Origin of the sequence: Streptomyces sp. NPDC051322, from assembly GCF_040689485.1 — a bacterium.
Classification (GTDB): Bacteria; Actinomycetota; Actinomycetes; order Streptomycetales; family Streptomycetaceae; genus Streptomyces.
In genome coordinates this window covers 60,582-82,989 of the sequence record NZ_JBFBAK010000011.1, presented here as the reverse complement: position 1 = coordinate 82,989, position 22,408 = coordinate 60,582, and the positions used below count along the sequence as shown (strand labels likewise).

The 22,408-nt window shown below is 69.4% G+C and carries 21 protein-coding genes; 7 read left to right on the top strand and 14 right to left on the bottom strand.

The window, feature by feature from the left end; genetic code table 11:
- Nucleotides 1–7: 7 nt before the first annotated feature.
- From AB0436_RS24750 to AB0436_RS24735, 4 genes are all read right to left on the bottom strand, one after another.
- On the bottom strand, nt 8–973 hold the full coding sequence (locus tag AB0436_RS24750) for a DUF2510 domain-containing protein (RefSeq protein ID WP_366470125.1): 966 nt from the start codon (nt 971–973) through the stop codon (nt 8–10).
- 64 nt (nt 974–1,037) lie between these two features.
- Nucleotides 1,038–1,841, bottom strand: coding sequence for a 3-oxoacyl-ACP reductase (locus AB0436_RS24745; protein ID WP_366470124.1), 804 nt, complete (start codon nt 1,839–1,841; stop codon nt 1,038–1,040).
- Between the two features lie 6 nt (nt 1,842–1,847).
- Entirely contained in the window at nt 1,848–3,215 is a 1,368-nt protein-coding gene (locus tag AB0436_RS24740) for an aldehyde dehydrogenase family protein (protein ID WP_366470123.1), read from the bottom strand.
- Between the two features lie 66 nt (nt 3,216–3,281).
- Nucleotides 3,282–4,646 carry a glutamine synthetase family protein gene (locus tag AB0436_RS24735; RefSeq protein WP_366470122.1) on the bottom strand — a complete coding sequence of 455 codons (1,365 nt, stop codon included), beginning with the start codon at nt 4,644–4,646 and terminating at the stop codon, nt 3,282–3,284.
- Nucleotides 4,647–4,754: 108 nt separating this feature from the next.
- Here AB0436_RS24735 and AB0436_RS24730 point away from each other — a divergent pair, with 108 nt between their 5' ends.
- On the top strand, nt 4,755–5,441 hold the full coding sequence (locus AB0436_RS24730; protein ID WP_366470121.1) for a gamma-glutamyl-gamma-aminobutyrate hydrolase family protein: 687 nt from the start codon (nt 4,755–4,757) through the stop codon (nt 5,439–5,441).
- 56 nt (nt 5,442–5,497) lie between these two features.
- Here AB0436_RS24730 and AB0436_RS24725 read toward each other — a convergent pair whose 3' ends face one another.
- From AB0436_RS24725 to AB0436_RS24715, 3 genes are all read right to left on the bottom strand, one after another.
- Nucleotides 5,498–6,109 (bottom strand): XRE family transcriptional regulator, encoded by a 612-nt coding sequence (locus tag AB0436_RS24725; protein ID WP_366470120.1) that lies wholly within the window; start codon nt 6,107–6,109, stop codon nt 5,498–5,500.
- 187 nt (nt 6,110–6,296) lie between these two features.
- Entirely contained in the window at nt 6,297–8,933 is a 2,637-nt protein-coding gene (locus AB0436_RS24720) for an ABC transporter permease/substrate binding protein (protein ID WP_366470119.1), read from the bottom strand.
- On the bottom strand, nt 8,926–10,002 hold the full coding sequence (locus AB0436_RS24715; protein WP_366470118.1) for a glycine betaine/L-proline ABC transporter ATP-binding protein: 1,077 nt from the start codon (nt 10,000–10,002) through the stop codon (nt 8,926–8,928). The genes AB0436_RS24720 and AB0436_RS24715 overlap by 8 nt, the downstream gene beginning before the upstream one ends.
- Before the next feature lie 247 nt (nt 10,003–10,249).
- Between AB0436_RS24715 and AB0436_RS24710 the strand changes: the two genes are divergently transcribed.
- From AB0436_RS24710 to AB0436_RS24685, 6 genes are all read left to right on the top strand, one after another.
- Nucleotides 10,250–11,164, top strand: coding sequence for a 5'-3' exonuclease (locus AB0436_RS24710; protein WP_366470304.1), 915 nt, complete (start codon nt 10,250–10,252; stop codon nt 11,162–11,164).
- Nucleotides 11,165–11,204: 40 nt separating this feature from the next.
- Nucleotides 11,205–12,047, top strand: a complete 843-nt coding sequence (locus AB0436_RS24705; protein ID WP_366470117.1) for a siderophore-interacting protein — start codon at nt 11,205–11,207, stop codon at nt 12,045–12,047.
- Between the two features lie 244 nt (nt 12,048–12,291).
- A complete protein-coding gene (locus AB0436_RS24700; protein ID WP_366470116.1) occupies nt 12,292–12,876 on the top strand; it encodes a sigma-70 family RNA polymerase sigma factor in 585 nt (194 codons plus the stop codon).
- Nucleotides 12,873–13,622 (top strand): anti-sigma factor, encoded by a 750-nt coding sequence (locus AB0436_RS24695; RefSeq protein ID WP_366470115.1) that lies wholly within the window; start codon nt 12,873–12,875, stop codon nt 13,620–13,622. The genes AB0436_RS24700 and AB0436_RS24695 overlap by 4 nt, the downstream gene beginning before the upstream one ends.
- Nucleotides 13,623–13,752: 130 nt before the next feature.
- Entirely contained in the window at nt 13,753–14,391 is a 639-nt protein-coding gene (locus AB0436_RS24690; RefSeq protein ID WP_366470114.1) for a fasciclin domain-containing protein, read from the top strand.
- Nucleotides 14,392–14,486: 95 nt separating this feature from the next.
- Nucleotides 14,487–15,431: an RluA family pseudouridine synthase gene (locus tag AB0436_RS24685; protein WP_366470113.1), complete on the top strand. Its 945-nt coding sequence runs from the start codon at nt 14,487–14,489 to the stop codon at nt 15,429–15,431.
- 51 nt (nt 15,432–15,482) lie between these two features.
- Here the strand turns inward: AB0436_RS24685 and AB0436_RS24680 are convergent, their stop codons facing one another.
- From AB0436_RS24680 to AB0436_RS24650, 7 genes are all read right to left on the bottom strand, one after another.
- The gene (locus AB0436_RS24680; protein WP_366470112.1) at nt 15,483–18,311 is read right to left on the bottom strand and encodes a DEAD/DEAH box helicase; all 2,829 of its coding nucleotides are present in this window, start codon (nt 18,309–18,311) and stop codon (nt 15,483–15,485) included.
- 147 nt (nt 18,312–18,458) lie between these two features.
- The gene (gene tatC / locus AB0436_RS24675) at nt 18,459–19,433 is read right to left on the bottom strand and encodes a twin-arginine translocase subunit TatC (protein ID WP_366470110.1); all 975 of its coding nucleotides are present in this window, start codon (nt 19,431–19,433) and stop codon (nt 18,459–18,461) included.
- A 62-nt stretch (nt 19,434–19,495) separates the two neighbouring features.
- Nucleotides 19,496–19,777: a Sec-independent protein translocase subunit TatA gene (tatA, locus tag AB0436_RS24670; RefSeq protein WP_366470109.1), complete on the bottom strand. Its 282-nt coding sequence runs from the start codon at nt 19,775–19,777 to the stop codon at nt 19,496–19,498.
- 205 nt (nt 19,778–19,982) lie between these two features.
- Complete coding sequence (locus AB0436_RS24665; protein WP_366470108.1) at nt 19,983–20,180, bottom strand: hypothetical protein; 198 nt, start codon at nt 20,178–20,180, stop codon at nt 19,983–19,985.
- 9 nt (nt 20,181–20,189) lie between these two features.
- Nucleotides 20,190–20,444, bottom strand: coding sequence for a hypothetical protein (locus AB0436_RS24660; RefSeq protein ID WP_366470107.1), 255 nt, complete (start codon nt 20,442–20,444; stop codon nt 20,190–20,192).
- A gap of 11 nt (nt 20,445–20,455) precedes the next feature.
- Nucleotides 20,456–21,427 (bottom strand): WYL domain-containing protein, encoded by a 972-nt coding sequence (locus tag AB0436_RS24655; protein ID WP_366470106.1) that lies wholly within the window; start codon nt 21,425–21,427, stop codon nt 20,456–20,458.
- A 7-nt stretch (nt 21,428–21,434) separates the two neighbouring features.
- A complete protein-coding gene (locus AB0436_RS24650) occupies nt 21,435–22,391 on the bottom strand; it encodes a WYL domain-containing protein (protein WP_366470105.1) in 957 nt (318 codons plus the stop codon).
- Nucleotides 22,392–22,408 lie beyond the last annotated feature (17 nt).

Here is a 22,408-nt window from a genome sequence, read left to right as displayed (position 1 = left end):
GGGTCGTTCAGGGGCCGATGCTGCTGCCGACGCCGCCGTTGGTGGAGTCACCGATGGGGCGGATCCCCTGGGTGATGGAGTCCATGGTGCTGAGCGGTGGTCCGTCGGGCCCGGCGTCGAAGGCGAAGCGCACGACGACGATCGACTCCGAGCCGACCGACGAGGGCACGGCCAGCGTCTGGACGTAACCGCCCGGGCCAGCGCCGGTTTTCACCCGCCACCTGATCAGGTAGCCGGTGCGGCCGGCGACCGAGACGGACGCGGACTTGATCTCGGTGTGCGAGGTGATGCCGTCGTAGGGCAGATTTCCGACGATGTCCCTGTCGTACGAGCTGTTCGCTGCGTCCTTGATGTCCGCCTTGGCGACGGCCTCGGCCGTGGTGAGGTCGGTCTGCGTGGCGGTGCGCGAGGTGACCGTGCCGTGCCAGCAGAAAGACGCGGTGTCCCCGGGGCACTCGTAGGAGTGCTTGGTCCGCATGGTCGTGACGTCCTCGACCGTGTTGTCGGGCTTCTCCCAGCCGTTCGGGACCGGCAGCGTGATGCCGTCGAGCTGGTCGACGAGCAGCGCGGGATCGTCCGTCGGCGGCGCACTGGCGGTGGGGGTGTCCTTGGCGTCCGCAGGGGTGGGCGGGGACGAACTGCCGGTCGCGATCGTCGGCTTCCGGCCACCGTCATCCCGGCCCGCGACGACGACACCGACGACCACCGCGGCGACCAGGACCACTCCGGTCGCGGCGATCACCGCCGCCCGGACACCGCTGCCGGCCCGCGGCGGTGCGGGTTGCGGCGTCCCTCCGAACTGCGGCGACGCACCCACCTGCGGCGACGCGCCGAACTGCTGCGGTGCGCCGAACTGCTGGGGCGCACCGGTGAGCGGACGGGTGGCCGCCGTCCAGGCCGTGCCGTCCCACCACCGCTCGGTGGCAGGCAGCGAGGCATCCGGGTACCAGCCGGGCGGGGTCGCATGGGTCATGCGGCCACTCTAGAGTTCGGCGCTCCGGGCAGGCCCCCGGGCCCGGCAGATGGACTCGGCCCGGTCACGAGAGCGGCGTCACGTACGCCCCGGAGATACCGCCGTCCACCAGGAAGTCGGTGGCGTTGACGAACGAGGAGTCGTCGCTGGCGAGAAAGGCCACCGCCGCCGCGATCTCGTCCGCCTCGGCGAACCGGCCGACCGGGATGTGCACCAGCCGGCGCGCCGCCCGCTCCGGGTCGCTGGCGAACAGCTCCTGCAGCAGCGGGGTGTTGACAGGCCCCGGGCAGAGCGCGTTGACCCGGATCCCTTCCCGGGCGAACTGCACGCCCAGCTCGCGGGACATCGCAAGGACGCCGCCCTTGGAAGCGGTGTACGAGATCTGGCTGGTGGCGGCGCCCATGACCGCGACGAAGGAGGCGGTGTTGATGATCGAGCCGCGTCCCTGACGCCGCATGTACGGGATGGCCGCCTTGCAGCAGAGGTAGACCGAGGTGAGGTTGACGTCCTGGACGCGTCGCCAGGCATCGATACCGGTGGTGAGGATCGAGTCGTCCTCCGGCGGGGAGATGCCCGCGTTGTTGAAGGCGATGTCGATCGAACCATAGGTGTCGTACGCCGTCCGGAAGAGCGCGTCGACCTGCTCGGCATCGGTGACGTCGACCCGTACGAAAGTGCCGCCCACCTCCTCCGCGGCCGCCCGGCCCGCCCGTTCGTCGATGTCGCCGCAGACGATCCGGGCGCCCTCCGAGGCGAGACGGCGCGCCGCGGCGAGGCCGATGCCGCTGCCGCCGCCCGTGATGACGGCTGTGCGGCCGACCAGGCGCCGGCAGACCGGCCCTTCTGCGGACGTGGTGCCTTCGGTCATGGTGGATCAGGCCTCCGTACTCATGAAGACGTTCTTGGTCTCGGTGAACGCGGCGAGGGCGTCGGGGCCCAGTTCGCGGCCGAGTCCCGACTGCCGGTAGCCGCCGAACGGGGTGCAGTAGCGGACGCTGCTGTGCGAGTTGACCGAGAGGTTCCCGGCCCTGACCGCTTGGGACACCCGCAGGGCCCGGCCCACGTCTCGGGTCCAGATGGAGCCCGAAAGCCCGTAGTCGGTGGCATTGGCCAGCCGGATCGCGTCGGCCTCGTCCTCGAAGGGCAGCACCACGGCGACCGGGCCGAAGACCTCTTCGGTGGCGACCGGGGAGTTCGGGTCCGCCTCGGTGAGAACGGTCGGCGGGAACCAGAAGCCCGGCCCGGCGGGTGCGCTGCCGCGCAGGGCGGGCGCCGCAGCGGGGACATAGGCCCGCACGCGTTCCAGCTGGTTCCGCGAGATCAGCGGCCCCATCTCCGTCTTCTCGTCCGAGGGGTCACCGACCCGGACCGATGCGATCGCGGGAGCGAGCAGCCCGATGAAGCGGTCGTACACGGAACGCTGGACCAGAATGCGGGTCCGGGCGCAGCAGTCCTGGCCCGCGTTGTCCAGGAAGGACATCGGGGTGGCGGCCGCCGCGGCGTCGACGTCCGAGTCGGCGAAGACGATATTGGGGCTCTTGCCGCCGAGTTCCAGGGTCAGCCGCTTCACCCGGTCCGCGCAGCGGGCCATGATCTGCTTGCCGACCCGGGTGGAGCCGGTGAAGACGATCTTCGCGACGCCCGGATGCTCGACCAGGGCGCTCCCGGTGATGTCCCCCGTACCGGGCAGCACCTGGAAGAGATGCTCGGGCAGTCCGGCGTCCAGGGCGAGTTCGGCGATCCGGAGCGCGCTGAGCGGGGTGGTCTCGGCCGGCTTGAGCAGCACGGCGTTTCCGGCGGCGAGGGCCGGCGCGGTGCCCCAGGCCGCGATCGGCAGGGGGAAGTTCCACGGCGCGATCACCCCGACCACACCGAGCGGTTCGAGGAGGGTGAGGTCGATGCCACCGGCTACGGGGATCTGGCGGCCGGTCAGTCGTTCGACTCCACCGGCCGCGTAGTCGAGCAGGTCGCGGACGTTGCCCGCCTCCCAGCGGGCGTTGCCGATGGTGTGGCCGGCCTCGCGGACCTCGAGTGCGGCCAGTTCCTCGCGGTGTTCGTCGACCGCCGCGGCGAAGCGCCGCAGCAGCCGTGCGCGGTCGGCGGGCGCTGCGGCGGCCCATCGGCGTTGCGCGGTGGCCGCGGCCGCCACCGCGGTGTCCACCTGGTCGGCTGTGGTGCCCGGGACAGTGGCGATGACCTCGCCGGTGGCCGGGTTGAGTACGGATTGGTGATGCACTGCCATCCTTACGGTCGCGCGAAGCACTCGTTCGGAGCTCACAGTCGTTCTGATCTCACAGTCGTTCGGAGTTCAGAGTCGTTCGAAGCCTCGGCGCAGTTCCCAGTCGGTGACCGCGGCATCGAAGGCGCGCAGTTCGACGCGCGCCATGTTGCGGTAGTGGGCGACGACCTCCTGACCGAAGGCTTCCCGGGCCACTGAGCTGCTTTCCCAGAGATCGGCGGCTTCACGCAGTGTGCTGGGCACCTGTTCGTAACCGGCGTCGTAGGCGTTGCCTTCGCACGGGTCGGGGAGGTCGAGCCGGTGCTCGATGCCGTACAGCCCGGCGGCGATCAGGCCGGCCACCGCGAGGTACGGATTGACGTCGCCGCCGGGCAGCCGGTTCTCGAAGCGCAGCGAGCTGCCGTGGCCGACGACCCGCAGCGCGCAGGTGCGGTTGTCGCGTCCCCAAGCCACCGCGGTCGGCGCGAACGAGCCCCGCTGAAAGCGCTTGTAAGAGTTGATGTTGGGCGCGTACAGCAGGGAGAACTCCCGGAGCGCTGCCAGTTGCCCGGCCAGGAAGTAGCGCATCAGCTGCGACATCCCGCCGGGTTGCGCGTCTGCCATGACGCTGTGGCCCTGCTCGTCCTGCAGGGAGAGGTGGATGTGGCAGGAATTGCCCTCGCGCTCGTTGTACTTCGCCATGAAGGTGAGCGAGACGCCCTCCTGGGAGGCGATCTCCTTGGCTCCGGTCTTGTAGATGGCGTGCTGATCGCAGGTGACCAGTGCCTCGTCGTAGCGGAAGACGATCTCGTGCTGGCCGGGATTGCATTCGCCCTTCGCCGACTCGACCGTCAGTCCGGCCGCGGCCATCTCGTTGCGGATGCGGCGCAGCAGCGGCTCGATCCGGCCGGTGCCGAGGACCGAGTAGTCGATGTTGTACTGGTTGGCCGGAGTCAGGTCGCGGTAGTCACGGTCCCAGGCCTGCTCGTAGGTGTCCTTGAAGACGATGAATTCGAGCTCGGTGCCGACGTGGGCGGTCAGTCCGTGTTCGGCGAGACGGTCGAGCTGCCGGCGGAGGATTTGCCGGGGCGCCACCGGGACGGGCGAACCGTCTTCGCCTGCGAGGTCGGCGATGAGCAGGGCGGTGCCGTCGTGCCAGCGGATGCGGCGGAGCGTGCTCACGTCGGGGTGCATGGCGAAGTCGCCGTATCCGCGATCCCAGGAGGCCGTCTCATAGCCGTCGACGGTGTTCATCTCGGTGTCGACGGCGAGGAGGTAGTTGCAGCCCTCGGTGCCGTGCTCGAGAACTTCGTCGAGAAAGAAGGAGGCGGCGAACCGTTTGCCCTGCAGCCGGCCCTGCATGTCGGGGAAGGCGAGGACCACGGTGTCGATCTCACCGCTCGCGACGCGTGTACGCAGCTCCTCGACGGCGAGCGCGGGTGTACGGACAGGCACAGGCGGATCCTCTCCTCACGGGCGGAAGATGATCCAAACGTAGGCTCTGCGCGGCGGATTTGGATACGGTGCGGTTGATTTCGCGTGCCGCGTCCCCGAGGAGTGCCCGTGCCGCATCGTCGTCCGCTGATCGGGTTGAGCACCTATCTGGAGACCTCCGCGCGGTGGGGCGTCTGGGATCTGCCCGCCGCGCTGTTGCCGGCCGGCTATCCCCGCCTGGTCCGGGCGGCGGGCGGGGTCGCCGCGATGCTTCCGCCCGACGCGCCGGAGGTGGCGGCGGAGCTGGTGGCCAGACTCGACGGGCTGGTGATCGCCGGCGGACCCGATGTCCAGCCGGCGCGGTACGGCGCGCAGCCCGACCCGCGGTGCGGCCCACCGGCCCGGGAGCGTGATGCCTGGGAACTCGCCCTGATCGAGGCTGCGTTGGCGGCCGGGACACCGCTGCTGGGGATCTGCCGTGGCATGCAGCTGCTCAATGTGGCGCTCGGCGGCACGCTCGTGCAGCATCTGGACGGGCACACCGGGGGGGTCGGCGTGTTCGGTGAGCACCCGGTGGAGCCGGTCCCCGGCACCCGGTACGCGGCGATCGCGCCGGGCCCGACGGGCGTGCCGACGTACCACCACCAGTGCGTGGGACGTCTGGGGCACGGTCTGGTGGCCTCGGCGCACGCGGCCGACGGCACCATCGAGGCGGTCGAGCTTCCCGGCGACGAGTGGGTGCTCGGTGTCCAGTGGCATCCGGAGGCGGGGCAGGACGAGCGGGTCATGGCCGCGCTGGTGCTGGCCGCGTCCTGAGCCGCCCGGGCGCGGGACCGGGCCGGCGCAGGACCGGGCCGGCCTCCGGGCGTCGCTCAGCGGCGGTGCTGGTCCACGGCCGCCTCGACATGGTCGGCGACCGCTACGACGACGAGCCGGGTGTCGGGCGCGGTGGCGCGCCAGCGGTGGCGCACGCCGCCGGACAGAAACAGCGTGTCACCGCGCTCCAGCCGGTATGCCCGGCCCTCGGCCTCCACTTCGGCGGTGCCCTCGGCGACATACATCAGCTCGTCATTGCGGTGCTGGAACTCGCTGCCGGTTTCCTGCTCCCCGGTGAATTCCACGGCCTGCAGCTGATGCCCTCCCTGCAGCAGCCGACGGATCGCCGGTCGCGAGGACGTCAGGCCGTCGCCCGGCGCGTGGCCGGGGCCCGGCCCGCCGTCGGTGGCAGTCGCCGCGCGTACGACCTGCACCGTGCGGGCCGCCTGCGACGCGGCGAGCAGCTCCGCCGCCGTGGTCTCCAGAGCGTCGGCGAGCCGCTGGAGGGAGCGTGCGCTGGGGCGGGCCCGCTCGTTCTCGACCTGGCTGAGGAAGGGCACGGAGAGACCACTGCGGGCCGACACCTTGGCCAGGGTGAGGCCGAGGGCCCGCCGGCGCCTGCGCACGGCCGTGCCCACCCGGAGCGGTTCCTTCTCGTCGGTGTCCACTGACGGTCGCCCTCCCCTCACTGGGTCGTCGATTGGGTCTGCTGCAAGCACCTTACGCAGCTTCGGCGCCCACGGCTGGGCTCTCCCGTCACATCCGACGGCCGCGCAAGAAGCCGCAAGGGGTGGACAGCGCCCGGAAGCGCTGTCCACCCCTTGCGGGAGGGATCCGTGCGGGAGGGACGACGGATCAGCTGCCGACGGGCGCCAGCTGGTCCTCCATCTCCGGGTGGGCGTTCAGCCAGGTGCGGGCCGACTGCTTCTCGTGGCCCGGACCGCCCTTCTGGATTTCCACTTCCAGCGAGTTGAGCTGGTCCTCGCTGAGCTTGAAGTTCTTCAGCCAGCCGTTGAACTCCGGGAAGTCCTTGTCGAAGCCCTTGTGCGCGACGGTGTGGATGGAGTCGCTCTTGCCCCAGGCGCCCTTCGGGTCCTTGAGCTTCGTCAGGTCGTACTTGCCGTACGCCCAGTGCGGCGACCACAGCACGACGATCACCGGCTCGTGCTTCTTGATGGAGCGGTCCAGCTGGGCCAGCATCGAGGAGGTACTGGATGAGACGACCTTGTACTCACCCTGGAGCCCGTAGGCCTTCAGCACCTTCTTGTTGAGCAGGCCCATCTCACCGGCGCTGGACTCAATGCCGATGATCTTGCCGTTGAACTCCTTGCCCTTGCCCTTCAGGTCCGCGAGGGACTTGATGCCCTTCACATACGACGGAACCGACAACTCCAGTGACGTCGGCCCGTACCAGGAGCCGATATCAGTGAGTTTGTCCTTGTATCTGTCCCAATATTGCTTGTGCGTCGTGGGCAACCAGGAATCGAACTGCACATCCATCTGGCCTTGCGCCAGCGCGGTGTACAGCGGCCCCGGGTCGAGCTGCGAGACCTTCGGCTTGTAGCCGCGGTCCTCGAGGATGTTCTGCCACAGGTATGTGCTGGCAATGGCCTCGTCCCAGGGGAAGAATCCCAGGTTGACGGACTTTCCCGCGCCCTTGCCCTGCTGAGGCGCGCCCGCCCCGCCCGGAACGGGGGCGAGCTTGTCGAGAACGCCGGGGTTCTTCTTGAGCCAGGCGCGCACGCCGTCCTGCTCGTGCTTGTCACCGGCCGCCTGGATGGCGTTCTCCAGGCTGTTCAGCTGCTTCTCGGTGAGCTTGAAGTCCTTCAGCCACTTGGCGACCGTCGGGTCCTTCTTGGCGAAGCCCTTGTGCGCCACGGTGTGCAGCAGGTCGCCCTTGCCCCAGGCGCCCTTCGGGTCCTTGAGCTTCGTCAGGTCGTACTTGCCGTACGCCCAGTGCGGCGACCACAGCGTGACCACCACGGGCTCGTGCTTCTTGATGGAGCGGTCCAGCTGGGCCAGCATCGAGGAGGTGCTCGACGCGACGACCTTGTACTCGCCCTGGAGCCCGTACGCCTTCAGGACGCTCTTGTTCAGCGTCCCCATCATCCCGGCGCTCGGCTCAATGCCGATGATCTTGCCGTTGAACTCCTTGCCCTTGCCCTTCAGGTCCGCGAGGGACTTGATGCCCTTCACGTACGAGGGCACGGTCAGCTCGAGCGAGGTCGGCCCGTACCAGGAGCCGAGGTCGTCCAGCTGCGACTTGTACTTGTTCCAGTAGTCCTTGTGGGTCGTCGGCAACCAGGCGTCGGTCTGGAAGTCGATGTCGCCACGGGCGATACCGGAGTAGAGCGGGCCGGCATCGAGCTGCTGGACGTCGGTCCGGTAGCCGCGCTGCTCCAGGAGCTCCTTCCACAGGAACGTCGAGGCGATGCCCTCGTCCCAGGGGATGTAGCCCATGTTGATCTTCTTGCCCTTGCCGATGTCCCCGGCCGCCTGGGAAGCGCCCTTGCCGGAGTCGGAGCTGCTCGATCCGAGGTTCATGCCACCCGCGACGAGCCCGAGAATCACCACGCCGACCACGGCCACCGTGGTGCCGGGCCGGTAGTGCGCCAGGCTCCATCGCTGGGCGACGGCAGCGGCCTTGGCGGCGGCCCTGCGGCCCAGCGGGGAGACCCGCTGGTTGAGTGCCCCCGTCATCCGGTCCAGGTACATCGCGAGGATGACCACGGCCACACCGCTCTCCGCGGCGAGCCCGACCTGCAGCTGGGTGATCGCGCCGTAGACCTCGGCGCCGAGACCGCCCGCACCTGCCATACCGCCGATGACCACCATGGACAGCGCCAGCATGATGACCTGGTTGACACCCGCCATGATCGTCGGGAGCGCCAGCGGCAGCTGCACCCGGGTCAGCGTGTCGCGCGGGCTGGTGCCGAAGGCCTTGGCCGCCTCGACCAGCTCTCCGTCGACCTGACGGATGCCGAGTTCCGTCATCCGTACGCCCGGGGGCATCGCGAAGACGATCGTGGCGATCACGCCGGGGGTCACCCCGACGCCGAAGAACATGACGCCCGGGATGAGGTAGACGAAGGCAGGCATCGTCTGCATGACGTCGAGCACCGGACGGACCGCGGCGCTGACCTTCGCGTTGCGCGCGGCCCAGATACCCGTCGGAACCGCGATGACGATGGTGATGACCGCGGCGACGACCACCAGCGACAGCGTGGCCATCGCCTCGTCCCAGAGCGAGAAGGAGTCGACCAGCGCGAAGCCCACGAAGGTGAGCACGGCCGGCAGCAGACCCCGCAGCCAGAAGGCGAGCACCGCGAAGATGCCCGCCATGAGAAGAGGTTCGGCGCCGCCGAGTACCGCGTTCACGCCGTTGTACATACCCGTGAGGACACTGCTGATGAAGTCGAACAGCCAGGTGACGTGGTTCTGCAGCCAGTGAACGACGCTTTCGACCCAGTCGCCGAAATGGAGCCTAGGCACTGGCGACCGCCTTGTTGTCAGGGGCTGCGTCGCAGGCCAGGGGGGCTTCGGCGTATTCGCCGAGGAAGCCTATGAGACGGGACTGGGGCACCACGCCGACCAGTTTTCCCTTGGTGTCCTTGACCGCCACCGCGTGCGGTACCCGCGCGCTCACGGCGCACAGGTCGGCGAAGCCGGTGTCGGGGGTCACCGTCTCGCAGCCGCAGCTGTCCGCGTCGGGGCGGTCGGGGTCGGTCATCATCGATGCGGCGGTGAGGACCCGGGTGCGGTCCACGTCCTTGGTGAAGGACGCGACATAGTCGTTGGCCGGCGTGATGAGGATGTCCTCCGCAGTGCCCTGCTGGACGATCTCGCCGTCGCGCATGACGGCGATGCTGTCGCCGAGCCGCATGGCCTCGTTGAGGTCGTGGGTGATGAAGACGATGGTCTTCTTCAGCCGCTTCTGCAGTTCGAGCAGCTGGTCCTGCATGTCACGGCGGATCAGCGGGTCGAGCGCGCTGAAGGACTCGTCCATCAGCAGCAGGTCCGCGTCGGTCGCCAGCGCACGGGCGAGACCCACCCGCTGCTGCATACCGCCGGACAGCTCGTCGGGCCAGGACTTCTCCCAGCCGGCCAGACCCGTCAGCTCCAGGGCCTCGGCGGCCCGCTTCTCCCGCTCCGCGCGCGGCACGCCCTGGACCTCCAGACCGTAACCGGCGTTCTCCAGGACACTGCGGTGCGGAAACAGCGCGAAGTGCTGGAAGACCATGCTGATCTTCCGGGAACGAACGGCTCGCAACTCGCGGTCGCTCAGTGCGGTGAGGTCCTCACCGTCGAACAGCACCCGGCCGGACGTCGGCTCCAGCAGCCCGTTGAGCATCCGCAGCAGGGTGGACTTGCCGGACCCGGAGAGGCCCATGACGACGAAGATGTGCCCCGGCTCGACGGTGAACGACGCGTCGATCACCGCGGCAGTCGTCCCCTCACCGCGCAACTCATCACGGCCGGTGCCGCTTTCGAGCTTCCGCACGGCTTCATCGGGTCGTCTGCCGAACACTTTGTACAAGCGGTCGGCTTGTAGCCTGGACACATATACCTCACGCGTTGAAACGAGAACGACCCGTCACCCCCGTGTCGACAGGTCGTGGAGCGGCGGCGGGTCCTGTCCGCTGCACCCTCGCAATAGTTGAATCTGCTACTGGTTCCGCTCCGTGGCGGCGCCTGCCCAGCTTTATGCAGGCCAAACGGAACAGTGACCCAGCTCACTTCCGGCAGCGCTCGGTTACGGTCGGCTGTCAGTGCGGTACGGCATCATCGGATCCGTGACCCGACGCCTGATGCTCCTCGACACTGCTTCCCTCTATTTCCGGGCCTATTACGGGGTTCCCGATTCGGTCCGCGCCCCGGACGGCACCCCCGTCAACGCGGTGCGCGGCCTGCTCGACTTCATCGCCCGGCTGGTCCAGGACCACCACCCGGACGATCTGGTCGCCTGCATGGACGCCGACTGGCGCCCGCAGTGGCGAGTGGACCTGATCCCCTCCTACAAAGCACACCGTGTCGCGCAGGAGACGGCGGCCGGGCCGGACGTCGAGGAGACGCCGGACACCCTGGCCCCCCAGGTGCCGGTGATCGAACAGGTACTGGACGCCGTCGGCATCGCCCGCGTCGGCGTCGCGGGGTACGAGGCGGACGACGTGATCGGTACCCTCGCCGGGCAGTCCACCGGGCCGGTGGACATCGTGACCGGCGACCGCGATCTCTATCAGCTGGTGGACGACGCCCGGGAGGCCCGGGTGCTCTACCCGGTGAAGGGCGTCGGGAACCTCCAGATCACCGACGAGGCGGCACTGCGCGAGAAGTACGGAGTGGACGGGCGCGGCTACGTGGACCTCGCGCTGCTGCGGGGCGACCCCAGCGACGGCCTGCCGGGAGTCCCCGGTATCGGCGAGAAGACGGCGGCCAGGCTGCTGGAGACGTTCGGCGATCTGGCCGGGATCATGGCGGCGGTGCTGAACCCCGCGTCCAAACTGACGCCCTCGCAGCGCAAGAAGCTGTATGAGGCCCGCCCCTACCTGGCGGTGGCCCCGCAGGTCGTACGCGTGGCGTCGGACGTGCCGCTGCCGCCGTTCGACCCCGCGCTGCCCAGCGAACCGCGTCATCCGGCCGCCCTCGACGAGCTCGCCGCCCGGTGGGGGCTGGGTGGTTCGCTGCAACGGCTGCTCTCCGCGCTGCAGACCCCCGGGTGCTAACTTAGGGGAACCTAAGAACTAGAAACCCAGGGAGCCGTTTGTGGCAGAACAATCAGCCCGCAGGACACCGCAGGCCCGTGCGGCGCAGGTGATCCGCACCGAGCGGATCACGCCGCACATGGTGCGTCTGGTGCTGGGGGGTGCAGGGCTGGAGACGTTCGACGCGTCGGAGTTCACCGACCACTACATCAAGGTGCTGTTCGCCCCCGAGGGCGTGAACTATCCCGAGCCGTTCGACATGGCCCGGATCCGCGAGGAACTGCCGCGCGATCAGTGGCCGGTCACCCGGACCTACACGGTACGAGCCTGGGACCCGGTGCAGCGGGAGCTGACCGTGGACTTCGTGGTGCACGGCGACGAAGGCCTCGCGGGCCCCTGGGCCGCCGCGGTCAAGCCCGGCGAGACGGTGCGGTTCCTCGGCCCCGGCGGGGGGTACGCGCCGGAACCCTCGGCCGACTGGCACCTGCTGGCGGGCGACGAGAGCGCACTGCCCGCGATCGCCGCGGCGCTGGAGCGGATGCCGGCGGACGCGGTCGTGCATGCCTTCATCGAGGTGTCCGGACCTGCCGAGGAGCAGAAGATCGCGGCGCCCGCCGGTGCCGCCGTCAACTGGTTGCACCGTGCTGACCGCCCGGCGGGCGAGGCACTGATCGACGCGGTGCGCGAGCTGGACTTTCCCACCGGCGATGTCTGCGCCTTCGTGCACGGCGAGGCCGGCTGCGTGAAGGAACTGCGGCGCCATCTGCGGCTGGACCGCGGGATCGCCCGCGAGCAGCTGTCGATCTCCGGATACTGGCGGCTCGGCCAGACCGACGAGGCCTGGCGGGCCACCAAGCGCGAGTGGAACGCCCAGGTGGAGGCGGAGCAGGAGCAGGCTGCCTGAGCGGCGGTTCCCATCAGCGGGACGGAAGCCCCCGGACGCGACGCGTTCGGGGGCTTCCTGGCGCCTGCGGCGGCCGCGCCACGGTGGATCGGGCGACGCGCAAGAGACTGGCCGTGCGAAAAGGGACTGGCCATGCGCAAGAAACTGTGGAAGGCGGACGGTCCGAGCAATCCGCGGGGTCCTCGGCTCCGAATGACTCTCGGAGACCTGTACGCAACCGCCCCGCACCGTGGAGGAACGCCGCGTGAAAGAAGCCGTGCACATCAGCGGAGCCGCCTCGCCAGGACCTGATCTGCAGGAACTGATGGCCCTGGTCGCCCGGGGCGACCAGGAAGCGTTCTCGAAGCTGTACGACGCGGTGTCCGGTCCCGTGCTCGGCCTGGTCCGTGCGGTGCTGCGGGATCCCGCGCAGTCGGAGGAGGTCGCCCAGGAGGTTCTCCTGGAGGTCTGGCGCAGTGCGGCCCGTTTCCGGCCCGACCGGGGATCCGCCATGAATTGGGTCCTGATGCTCGCCCACCGCAGGGCGGTGGACCGGGTGCGTTCGGCCCAGGCAGCCGCGGACCGCGAGCAGAAGGCCGCGCTGCTGGACCGGACGCCCGCGTTCGACGAGGTCATCGAGCAGGTGGAGGCCCGCATCGAATGGGAGCAGGTACGGCGCTGTCTGCGCGCCCTGACGGAAGTACAGCGCGAATCGGTGACCCTCGCCTACTACCGGGGGCTCGCCTACCGGGAAGTGGCTGAGCTCCTCTCCGTGCCGCTCGGCACCATCAAGACTCGACTGCGCGACGGTCTCATCCGGATGCGCGACTGCCTGGGGGTCAGCGCATGATGACAGCGGATCTGCACACGCTCACCGGCGCGTACGCGCTGCACGCGCTGGAGCCGGAGGAGCGAGCCGAGTTCGAGCAGCATCTTCGGGACTGCCCGGCCTGCACCCAGGAAGTACGCGAACTGCTCGCCACCGCGGCACGGCTCGGACTGACCATGACGGTGACCCCTCCCCCGGCGCTCAAGGCAGAGGTGCTGCGCAGAATCGCCACCGAACGCCAGGAACCGCCCCTGGTCGCGCACCAGCCGCGCGTCGGAACGGGACGGCGGGGACGCACGCTGTCCCGGTTCGCTCTGGCCGCCTGCCTCGCCGCGGCCGTGGGCTTCGGCGGCATCGCGGTATGGCAGCACCAGGAGGCGAACGACGCGAGGGCCGGCGCCCAGCGTTCCCAGCAGCAGGCAGCGGCGCTCGCCGCGGTACTGGCGGCCCCCGATGCCCGGATCACCTCCGGGAAACTGACGGACGGGGCGACCGGCACGGTGGTGGTCTCGCACAGCAGGAACAAGGCGGCCTTCCTGGCCTCCGGCCTGCCGAAGCCACCGAGCGGCAAGGTCTACCAGCTCTGGTTCAACGATGACGGCACCATGCGGTCGGCCGGTCTGCTGAAATCCTCGGCCCCCTCGGCCGGCGTCCTGCTCGAGGGCGCGGTGAAAAAGGCCCGGGGGGTGGGGATCACGGTGGAACCGGCGGGGGGCTCCGCCTCGCCGACCACCGATCCGCTCGCGCTGATCAACCTTCCGGCCTGACACGCAAGCAGTTCTCACTCATTCGGATGACGGACCAATCCGGATGGGGTGCGGGGCCGAATAGCCATCGTGAGTGCCCGGCCAGCGCTGGGTGGTGCCCCCTCCGAGCAACCCTTCCAAGGAGAACGTCATGAAGATCACCCGCTCCCCCCGACTCGCCGTCGCCGTCGTGGGTGCGGTCGTCCTGCCGCTGGCCCTCGCCGCGTGCTCCAACGACAGCTCCAAGTCCGACTCGGCCAAGTCGACGCCGGCCGCTGCCCCGGGCAAGAGCAAAACGACCAACGCCATGGACACCAGCAAGCCGTTCGGCCCCGGCTGCGCGGCGGTGCCGAAGGACGGCGCGGGCAGCTTCGACGGCATGGCCAAGGACCCGGTGGCGACCGCCGCTTCGCACAACCCGGCGCTGTCCACTCTGGTCAGCGCGGTCAAGAAGGCAGGCCTGGTCGACACGCTCAACAACGCCCAGAACATCACCGTCTTCGCCCCGACGAATGACGCCTTCAACAAGATCCCGAAGGCCACCCTGGACAAGGTCCTCAACGACAAGGCCATGCTGACCAAGATCCTCACCTACCACGTGGTGGGCCAGAAGCTCACCCCGAAGCAGCTCGAGAACGGCTCGTACACCACCTTGGAGAAGGGCAAGATCACCACGTCCGGCTCCGGCACCTCCTACCAGGTCAATGACAACTCGAACGTCGTCTGCGGCAACGTCCCCACGGCCAACGCGACGGTCTACATCGTCGACACGGTGCTGATGCCGAAGTAACGCGCCTGCCCGGGTTCGGACTTCGTCACTGCGGGCCGCCGCGCGCACCGCGCGTGGCGGCCCTGACGTGTTCGGCGCTCGTACCCTTGAGCACGATGAGACGCAAGAGACCCCGCCCTCCTGCTCCCCTGCCGCAGCGCCGCGGCATCGACCCGGTCCGCCTGAGGCTGCCGGTCGAGGGCACGTGGGCCACCCTGCGCGACCACCTGGTGGAGCGGCTGCCGGTCGCTGACGAGGTGGTGGACAGAATGCTGCGCAACGGTGAGTTCGTCGCGGCGGACGGTCCGGTCGCCACTGACGCCCCGTACGCTCCGGGCGCCTCGGTCTGGTTCCACCGGGACTTGCCGGATGAGGTGCCGGTGCCGTTCGCCATGGACGTGCGGTATCGCGACGAGCACATAGTGGTGGTCGACAAGCCCCATTTTCTCGCCACCACGCCTCGCGGCAGTCACGTCACGGAGACCGCCCTGGCGCGGCTCCGGCGGGATCTCGAACTGCCCCGGCTGAGCCCCGCACACCGTCTTGACCGGCTCACGGCGGGTCTGGTGCTGTTCTGCGTACGCGCCGAGGAGCGCGGCGCGTATCAGACGCTGTTCCGCGACCGGCAGGTGCGCAAGGAGTACGAGGCCGTCGCCCCCTACCGTCCCGGGCTGGGACTGCCGCGCACCGTCCGCAGCCGGATCGAGAAAGTCCCGGGAATCGTGGCGGCCTTCGAGACGCCGGGCGAGCCGAACAGCGAGACGCTGGTCGAGTTGGCGGAGCACCGGGACGGTCTCGGCCGCTACCGTCTGACGCCGCTCACCGGCCGCACCCACCAACTGCGGGTACATATGAACACGCTGGGGATCCCGCTGCTCGGCGATCCGTTCCACCCGGTGGTCACCGACCCGGCACCGGACGACTTCCGCCGGCCGTTGCAACTGCTGTCCCGGCTGCTGGAGTTCACCGACCCGGTGACCGGCGTCCGGCACCGCTTCGAGAGCGGCCGGACACTGCAGGCATGGACCGCGTACCAGGAATGGGCTTCGGGGAACGGGTGACGCTGTGGCAGCGGCGCGGGTGACCGCGCCGCCGCCGCGACGATCCGGCGGTCAGCCGACCGAACTGTAGGCCACCACGCCCCGGCGCACCGCGTCGATCGCCTTGCGGGCGTTCTTCGTGACGGTGCTGCCCTCGCCCGGCGCGGCCGCCGCGATCTGGCCGAGCACGTCGATGACCTGCTTGCACCAGCGGACGAAGTCGCCCGCCGGCATCTCGGCATCGCGCAGCACGTCGTCCAGGCCCCGGCCCGACGCCCACTGGTACGCCGCCCAGGCGAAGCCGAGGTCGGGCTCACGCTGGCCGACGCCCTCGGTCTGATTGATCTTGAAATCCTCCTCGAGGGCATCGAGCCTGCCCCAGATGTGGATCATCTCGCCCAGTGCGTCCTTCGCCTTGCCCGACGGCACCTTGGGCGTCACCGCGTCGTCCGCCTGGCGGGCTTCGAAGACCAGTGCGGAGACACATGCGGCGAGTTCCGCGGGGTTGAGGCCTTCCCAGACGCCGGCCCGCAGACACTCCGAGGCCAGCAGGTCCAACTCGCCGTAGAGCCGGGCGAGACGCTTGCCGTGCTCGGTCGCCTTGTCGCCGCGCAGATAGTCCAGTTCCGTCAGCAGGGCGTAGATCCGGTCGAAAGTACGGGCGATGGTGTTCGTCCGGCCCTCGATCCGGCGCTCCAGTTGCCGGGTGTCGCGCTGCAGCCGGTGGTACCGCTCGGCCCAGCGCGCGTGGTCCTCGCGCTCGTCGCAGCCGTGGCAGGGGTGAGCGCGCAGCTCCGTCCGCAGCCGGGCGATCTCCCGGTCGTCGGCAGCGGCGGCCCGCTGCTTGCGGTGCCGCTCGGGCACGATGTGCCCCGCCTTGGTGCGGAGCGCGGAGGCCAGGTCCCGCCTCGACTGCGGGGAGCGGGCGTTGAAGGACTTCGGGATCCGCATCCGGTCCAGCGGCTCGACCGGCACCGGGAAGTCGATCGAGGCCAGCCGTTTGACCTGCCGTTCGGCGGTCAGCACCAGCGGCCGTGGCCCGTCGTGCATCTCGAAGCCGCGGTATCCGTTGGCCCGCCCGGCCGGCAGTCCCGGGTCCAGCACCAGGGCGAGACCGGCGAACTTGCCGGTCGGCACGTGGATCACGTCACCGGGCTTCAGCCTCTCGAGCGAGTCGGCAGCGGCGACCCGGCGCTGGGCGGCGCCCTGCTTGGCCAGTTCCGTCTCGCGGTCCTTGAGGTCGCGGCGCAGCCGCGCGTACTCCTCGAAGTCGCCCAGGTGGCAGGTCATGCCCTCCCGGTAGCCGGCGATCCCTTCCTCGTTCTTCTGCACCTGCTTGGCGATGCCGACGACCGACTTGTCCGCCTGGAACTGTGCGAAGGACGTCTCGAGCAGTTCCCGCGAGCGGTGCCGCCCGAACTGCTGCACGAGGTTGACCGCCATGTTGTACGAGGGCCGGAAGCTGGAGCGCAGTGGATAGGTGCGGGTACCGGCGAGGCCGGCCAGCGCTCCCGGGTCCATGGCGCGCTGCCAGAGCACCACCGCGTGGCCCTCGACGTCGATGCCGCGCCGCCCGGCCCGGCCGGTCAGCTGGGTGTACTCGCCGGGCGTGATGTCGGCGTGCTGTTCGCCGTTCCACTTGACCAGCTTCTCCAGCACCACGGAACGGGCAGGCATGTTGATGCCCAGGGCCAGCGTCTCGGTGGCGAACACGGCCTTGACCAGACCGCGTACGAACAGTTCCTCGACGACCTCCTTGAAGGTCGGCAGCATCCCGGCGTGGTGCGCGGCGATGCCCCGCTCCAGGCCCTCCAGCCACTCGTAGTACCCGAGGACGTGCAGATCCTCGCGGGGGATGGAGGCGGTGCGCTCCTCGACGATGTCGCGGACGGTCTGCCGCGCGTCCTCCGGATTGAGCCGCAGGCCCGCGTAGAGACACTGCTGCACGGCGGCCTCGCAGCCGGCCCGGCTGAAGATGAAGGTGATCGCCGGGAGCAGCCCCTCGGCATCGAGCCTGGCGATGACCTCGGCCCTGCTGGGCGTCCAGACGCGGCTGCGCGACCGGCGCTCCCGCTCCCGGTCCGCCTCGCGCACCATCCTGCCGCGCCTGCGGTCGCGCGGATTGTAGGTGTTCTGGTTCTCCTGCCGGGCCATCCGCAGCAGATCGGGGTTGACCTCGCGCCTGCTGCCGCCCCGGCCGCCGTGGTCGGTCGATTCCTCGAAGAGGTCGTACATCCGGCGTCCGGCCAGCACGTGCTGCCACAGCGGCACCGGCCGGTGCTCGGAGACGATCACCTCGGTGTCACCGCGGACGGTGTCCAGCCAGTCACCGAACTCCTCGGCGTTGGACACCGTCGCGGAGAGCGACACCAGGGTCACCGATTGGGGCAGGTGGATGATCACTTCCTCCCAGACGGCGCCACGGAAGCGGTCCGAGAGGTAGTGCACCTCGTCCATCACCACATAGCCGAGCCCCAGCAGTGCCTGCGAGCCCGCATACAGCATGTTCCGCAGCACCTCGGTGGTCATGACGACCACCGGGGCACCGGCGTTCACACTGTTGTCCCCGGTCAGCAGGCCGACCTTCTCGGCGCCGTAACGCTTCACCAGGTCCGCGTACTTCTGGTTGGAGAGTGCCTTGATGGGGGTGGTGTAAAAGCATTTGCGGCCCTGTTGCAGGGCCAGGTGCACGGCGAATTCGCCGACGATCGTCTTGCCGGAGCCGGTGGGTGCCGCGACGAGCACACCCTTGCCGGCCTCCAGCGCCTGGCACGCCTCGATCTGGAAGGGATCGAGCTCGAAGTCGTACATACCACGGAAGGGGGCCAGCTCGGTGGCCTCCTCAGCAGCACGGACGCGGGCGGCTGCGTATCGCTCAGCGGGCGAAAGGTCCTCGGTCATCTTGTCAACGAGCCTACCTGCCGCCTCCGACACTCAGCTGATCTTTATCCCGTAACGCCGAAGCGGCCGGTTGCGCGGTGTACGCGCCCCGGCCGCGTCCCGCGGTGGGAATGGGTGATCCTGCCGGTGCCCCGGGGACGGGCCGGATCAGGTGACGTCGTCGTATCCGTTCAGCTTGGTCGGCTGGGAACCGTCCGCGTCACCGCCGCCCTGCTCGGGAACCCGGGTGGCCGGAACGGTTTCGATCTCTTCGATGTCCTCGATGTCCTCGGGGGTGAGATCGAGGTCGGACGCCTCGTCGTCGTCCGGGCCCTGATCGGCGCGGATCCGGCGGCGGCGGTCGTTCAGCATCGAGACGACGGTCGCGATGAAGTACAGGACCCAGATCGGTGCGGCCAGCGCGAGCATGCTCAACGGGTCGGTGCTGGGCGTGGCGACGGCGGCGAAGACGGTGATGCCCAGGATCATGGCGCGCCACCAGCCGAGCATCCGCTTGCCGGTGATCACTCCGCCGAAGTTCAGCATCACCAGCAGCAGCGGCATCTCGAAGGCGAGGCCGAAGACGACCACCATGCGAACGATCAGGTCGAGCAGTTCGTCGACCCTCAGCAGGTTCTCGATGCCGCCCGGCGTGAAGCCGATCAGGACCCTGGCCGTGGTCGGCATGACCTCGTACGCGAAGAAGGCGCCGCCGAGGAACAGCGGGAAACCGGCACCGACGAACGACAGCGCGTACTTCTTCTCGTTCTTGTGCAGCCCGGGCGCCATGAAGGCCCACAGCTGATAGAGCCAGACCGGTGACGCCAGGACCACGCCCGCCATCAGCGACACCTTCAGCGCGAGCGTGAAGGGCGTCAGCAGACCGTCTATGTAGATGTGTGCACAGGTGCTGTTCTTGGGGAGCTTGGCCAGTGCGGAGTATGACGAGCCGCATCCGACGGACTGCAGCACCGGCTTGGTGAAGAACTCGATGATCTGGTTGTAGAAGAAGGCAGCGATGATCGTGACCACCACGATCGCCAGCAACCCCTTGGCAAGCCGGTTACGCAGCTCGCGCAGGTGCTCCACGAGGGGCATGCGCCCCTCGGCATCCTTGTCCTGTTTGCGGGCAGACACGAGCAACCCACGTCCTCATCTCGTGCGGCGGGCAGCCGCTGTCCGCGGTGCCCGCTCCGGCCCGGTTGTCAGCGCTTGGTGGAATCCGACGGCTCGCTCACCGGGCGTGCGCTGGTCACGTCCCCCGGGGCAGCCTGGATCGTACGCGGAACTTCGGACGATGCGGTGGTGTCCTGCGGCGGGTCGGAGGGGGTGTGGCCGTCCGACTTCATCGCCTTCGCCTCGCTCTTGAGGATACGGGCGGACTTGCCCAGCGAACGGGCCATGTCCGGAAGCTTCTTAGCGCCGAACAGCAGGACGATAACGACGAGGATCAGGATGATCTCGGGTGCGCCGAGCCTTCCGAACATAAGTTGTACCTTCTCACCGAGGCGGCTGGGGTGGGACTGCCGGTCCGATCGGACAGGCGTCCGGTCGTCATGCTGACAGCGATCGTAACCCGTAGGAGTAAATGCCTGGCAATGCCCGCGCATACTCCCATTGCAGCCCGCGCCTCCACCCGGGCCCGCGACCAGCAGCGTACCGCTGAACGCGACCGCACAGGAGATGTCGGTCCTATCGCAAGGTTTCGCCGCTTCGGGCGAGGCCGGTGGCGGCGCGTTCGAGGCATTCCGCAGCGGTATTGATCTGCTGTGTGGCGCGGGTCACTTGGCTGCCCAGCCGCCGGGCCTCCAGGAAGACCCGCACGGCGAGCACGCCGAGCACCGCGATCCCGAGAAAACCCAGAGCGATGGCGAACATCGGCCAGAACATGCGGCGCCCCTAGACGGTCTCGGCGGTGGAGTGGAGCCGCAACGTCCGGACCCCGCCGCCGGTGAGCAGTTCGATGATCCGCTCGCCGGCCGGCTTACGGACCGACGAGCCGCACTCGGGACAGGTGAAGGAGTAGAAGGTCGTCCGGCGGCTGCCGCCGATGGCCAGCCTGAACGCATCAGCGGCCAGCTCGAAACGGCTTCTGCAGTCCGGGCAGGCCGCCTTGAAGACGGCCGGGTCCAGCTGGGCCGGAGCACCGGGCATGACGGACATCTTCACAGCAACTCCCCTTGCTCCTGCCCGTCGTACGCCGCCAGCGCCTCGCGCGCCGCACGCTGTGCGCTCTGCGCGAGACCCTGCGGTGAGACGATGCGTCCCTCCCCGCCGAGCCGCAGCGCAAGCCGGCGCAGCGACGTCGGATCCGGTGTACGCAGGGTGATCCGCAGGCCGCCGTCGGCGAGTTCCTCGGCACTGTCGTGCGGGTAGTACTCGGCGACCCAGCGTCCGCCCGGCCCGACCTCGACCACCACTTCCGGGTCCTCGGCGGCGGGCTGGACCAGCCCCTCCGAGAGGTCACGCAGTTCGAGCTCGGGCGGCGCCGAGGTCTCGTCGAGCAGCTTGATCTCGGCGACCCGGTCGAGGCGGAAAGTACGCCTGGCCTCGGTGAGATAGCACCAGGCCTCCATGTAGGTGTGGCCCACGGCGAAGAGCCTGATCGGGTCGACTTCACGCTCCGTCAACTCGTCCCGGGCGGGTGAGTAGTACCGGAGCCACAGCCTGCGCCGTTCAGAGATCGCCCGGTCGACGTCCGCGAAGACGCCGCCCTCCGATTCGAAGGTCACCGACAGCCGGGAGCTGGCTCCCGCCGCCTCGCCGGCCGCGGCCTCCAGCTTCGCGGTGGCGCGCAGCAGGGCCTGCCGGTCGCCCTCCCGCAGGCCGGGGAGGGTGGCGACGGCGCGGGCCGCCACCAGCAGAGCGGTCGCCTCGTCGGCGGCAAGCCGCAGCGGCTCGGCGACATCGTCGGGGTTGTGCCACCAGATGGACTCGCCGTCGGTGTCGATGTCGAGCAGGTCGCCACCACGGAAACTCGTCCCGCACATGGGGAGCACGTCCAGATCGGAGATCAGCTCGTCCTCGCTGATCCCGAACGCCCTGGCGACATCGCCGACGCGGGCCCCCGGTCGTTCGCGCAGATAGGTCACCAGGGACAGCATCCTGCGGGTCTGGTCGATCGCGTTCGTAGCCATGTGCCCCTCAGTCCTTGGCCACGGCGCGCAGCCGGTCCACCACATCGGCCCGCAGGTCAGCGGGGGCGAGCACCATCACGTCCGGGCCGAACTCGACGAGCCAGGCGTCCAGGCCGTGCCCGTACGGAATCTCCAACTCGTCCCACCCGTCACCGAGTTCCCGGCAGTGCGTGGCCCGCGAGCGCAGCGGGTAGCCGGCTCCGCTGCGCAGCTTGATCAGCGCAGTGCGGGTGGCGGTCTCCCCCGCCCAGGTCTCGACCGTCTCACGGACGGTCACCACGTCCGGCACCACGGCGGTGAACGCGCCGGAGCGGGAACGGACTTTGCCGGTGATCCGGGACAACCGGAACACCCGCTCCGCACCGCGCTCACGATCCCAGCCGGCCAGGTACCAGTGGCCGCGCCAGCATTCCAGCGTCCAGGGTTCGACCTGCCGGGGTTCCGGTCGGGCCGCGTTGGCCTTGCGGTAGTCGAAAGTCACTGGTCGGCGGTCGCGGCAGGCCAGCATCAGCGGCTCGAAGGCCGCCTCGTGTACGGGGATACGCGGCTCCAGCGCGCCGTGCTGCACGGCGTACGGATCGCCGGCCTCCGGCATACCGGCCGCCCGCAGCTTCTGCAGTGCGCCGCTGGCCGCCCCGGCCAGCCGGGCCTGCTGCCAGACCTTCGCGGCGAGTCCGAGAGCGGCGGCCTCCTCGGCGTCCAGCGCGACGGGCGGCAGCCGGTTGCTGTCGCGGCGGGCGAGATACCCCGCGTCCCCGTCGAGATTCTCGACGGTTTCGATGACCAGACCGAGTTCGCGCAGATCGTCCTTGTCCCGCTCGAACATCCGATTGAAGGACTCGTCGGAGCCCGCCTCCAGATAGGCCTCGATGGAACCCCTCAGCTCCCGCTTGCTGAGCGGGCGGCGGGTTCCGAGCAGGCACAGCGCCAGATTCATCAGTCGCTCGGCCTTGGCAATCGCCATCGACGCCCTCTCCGGTG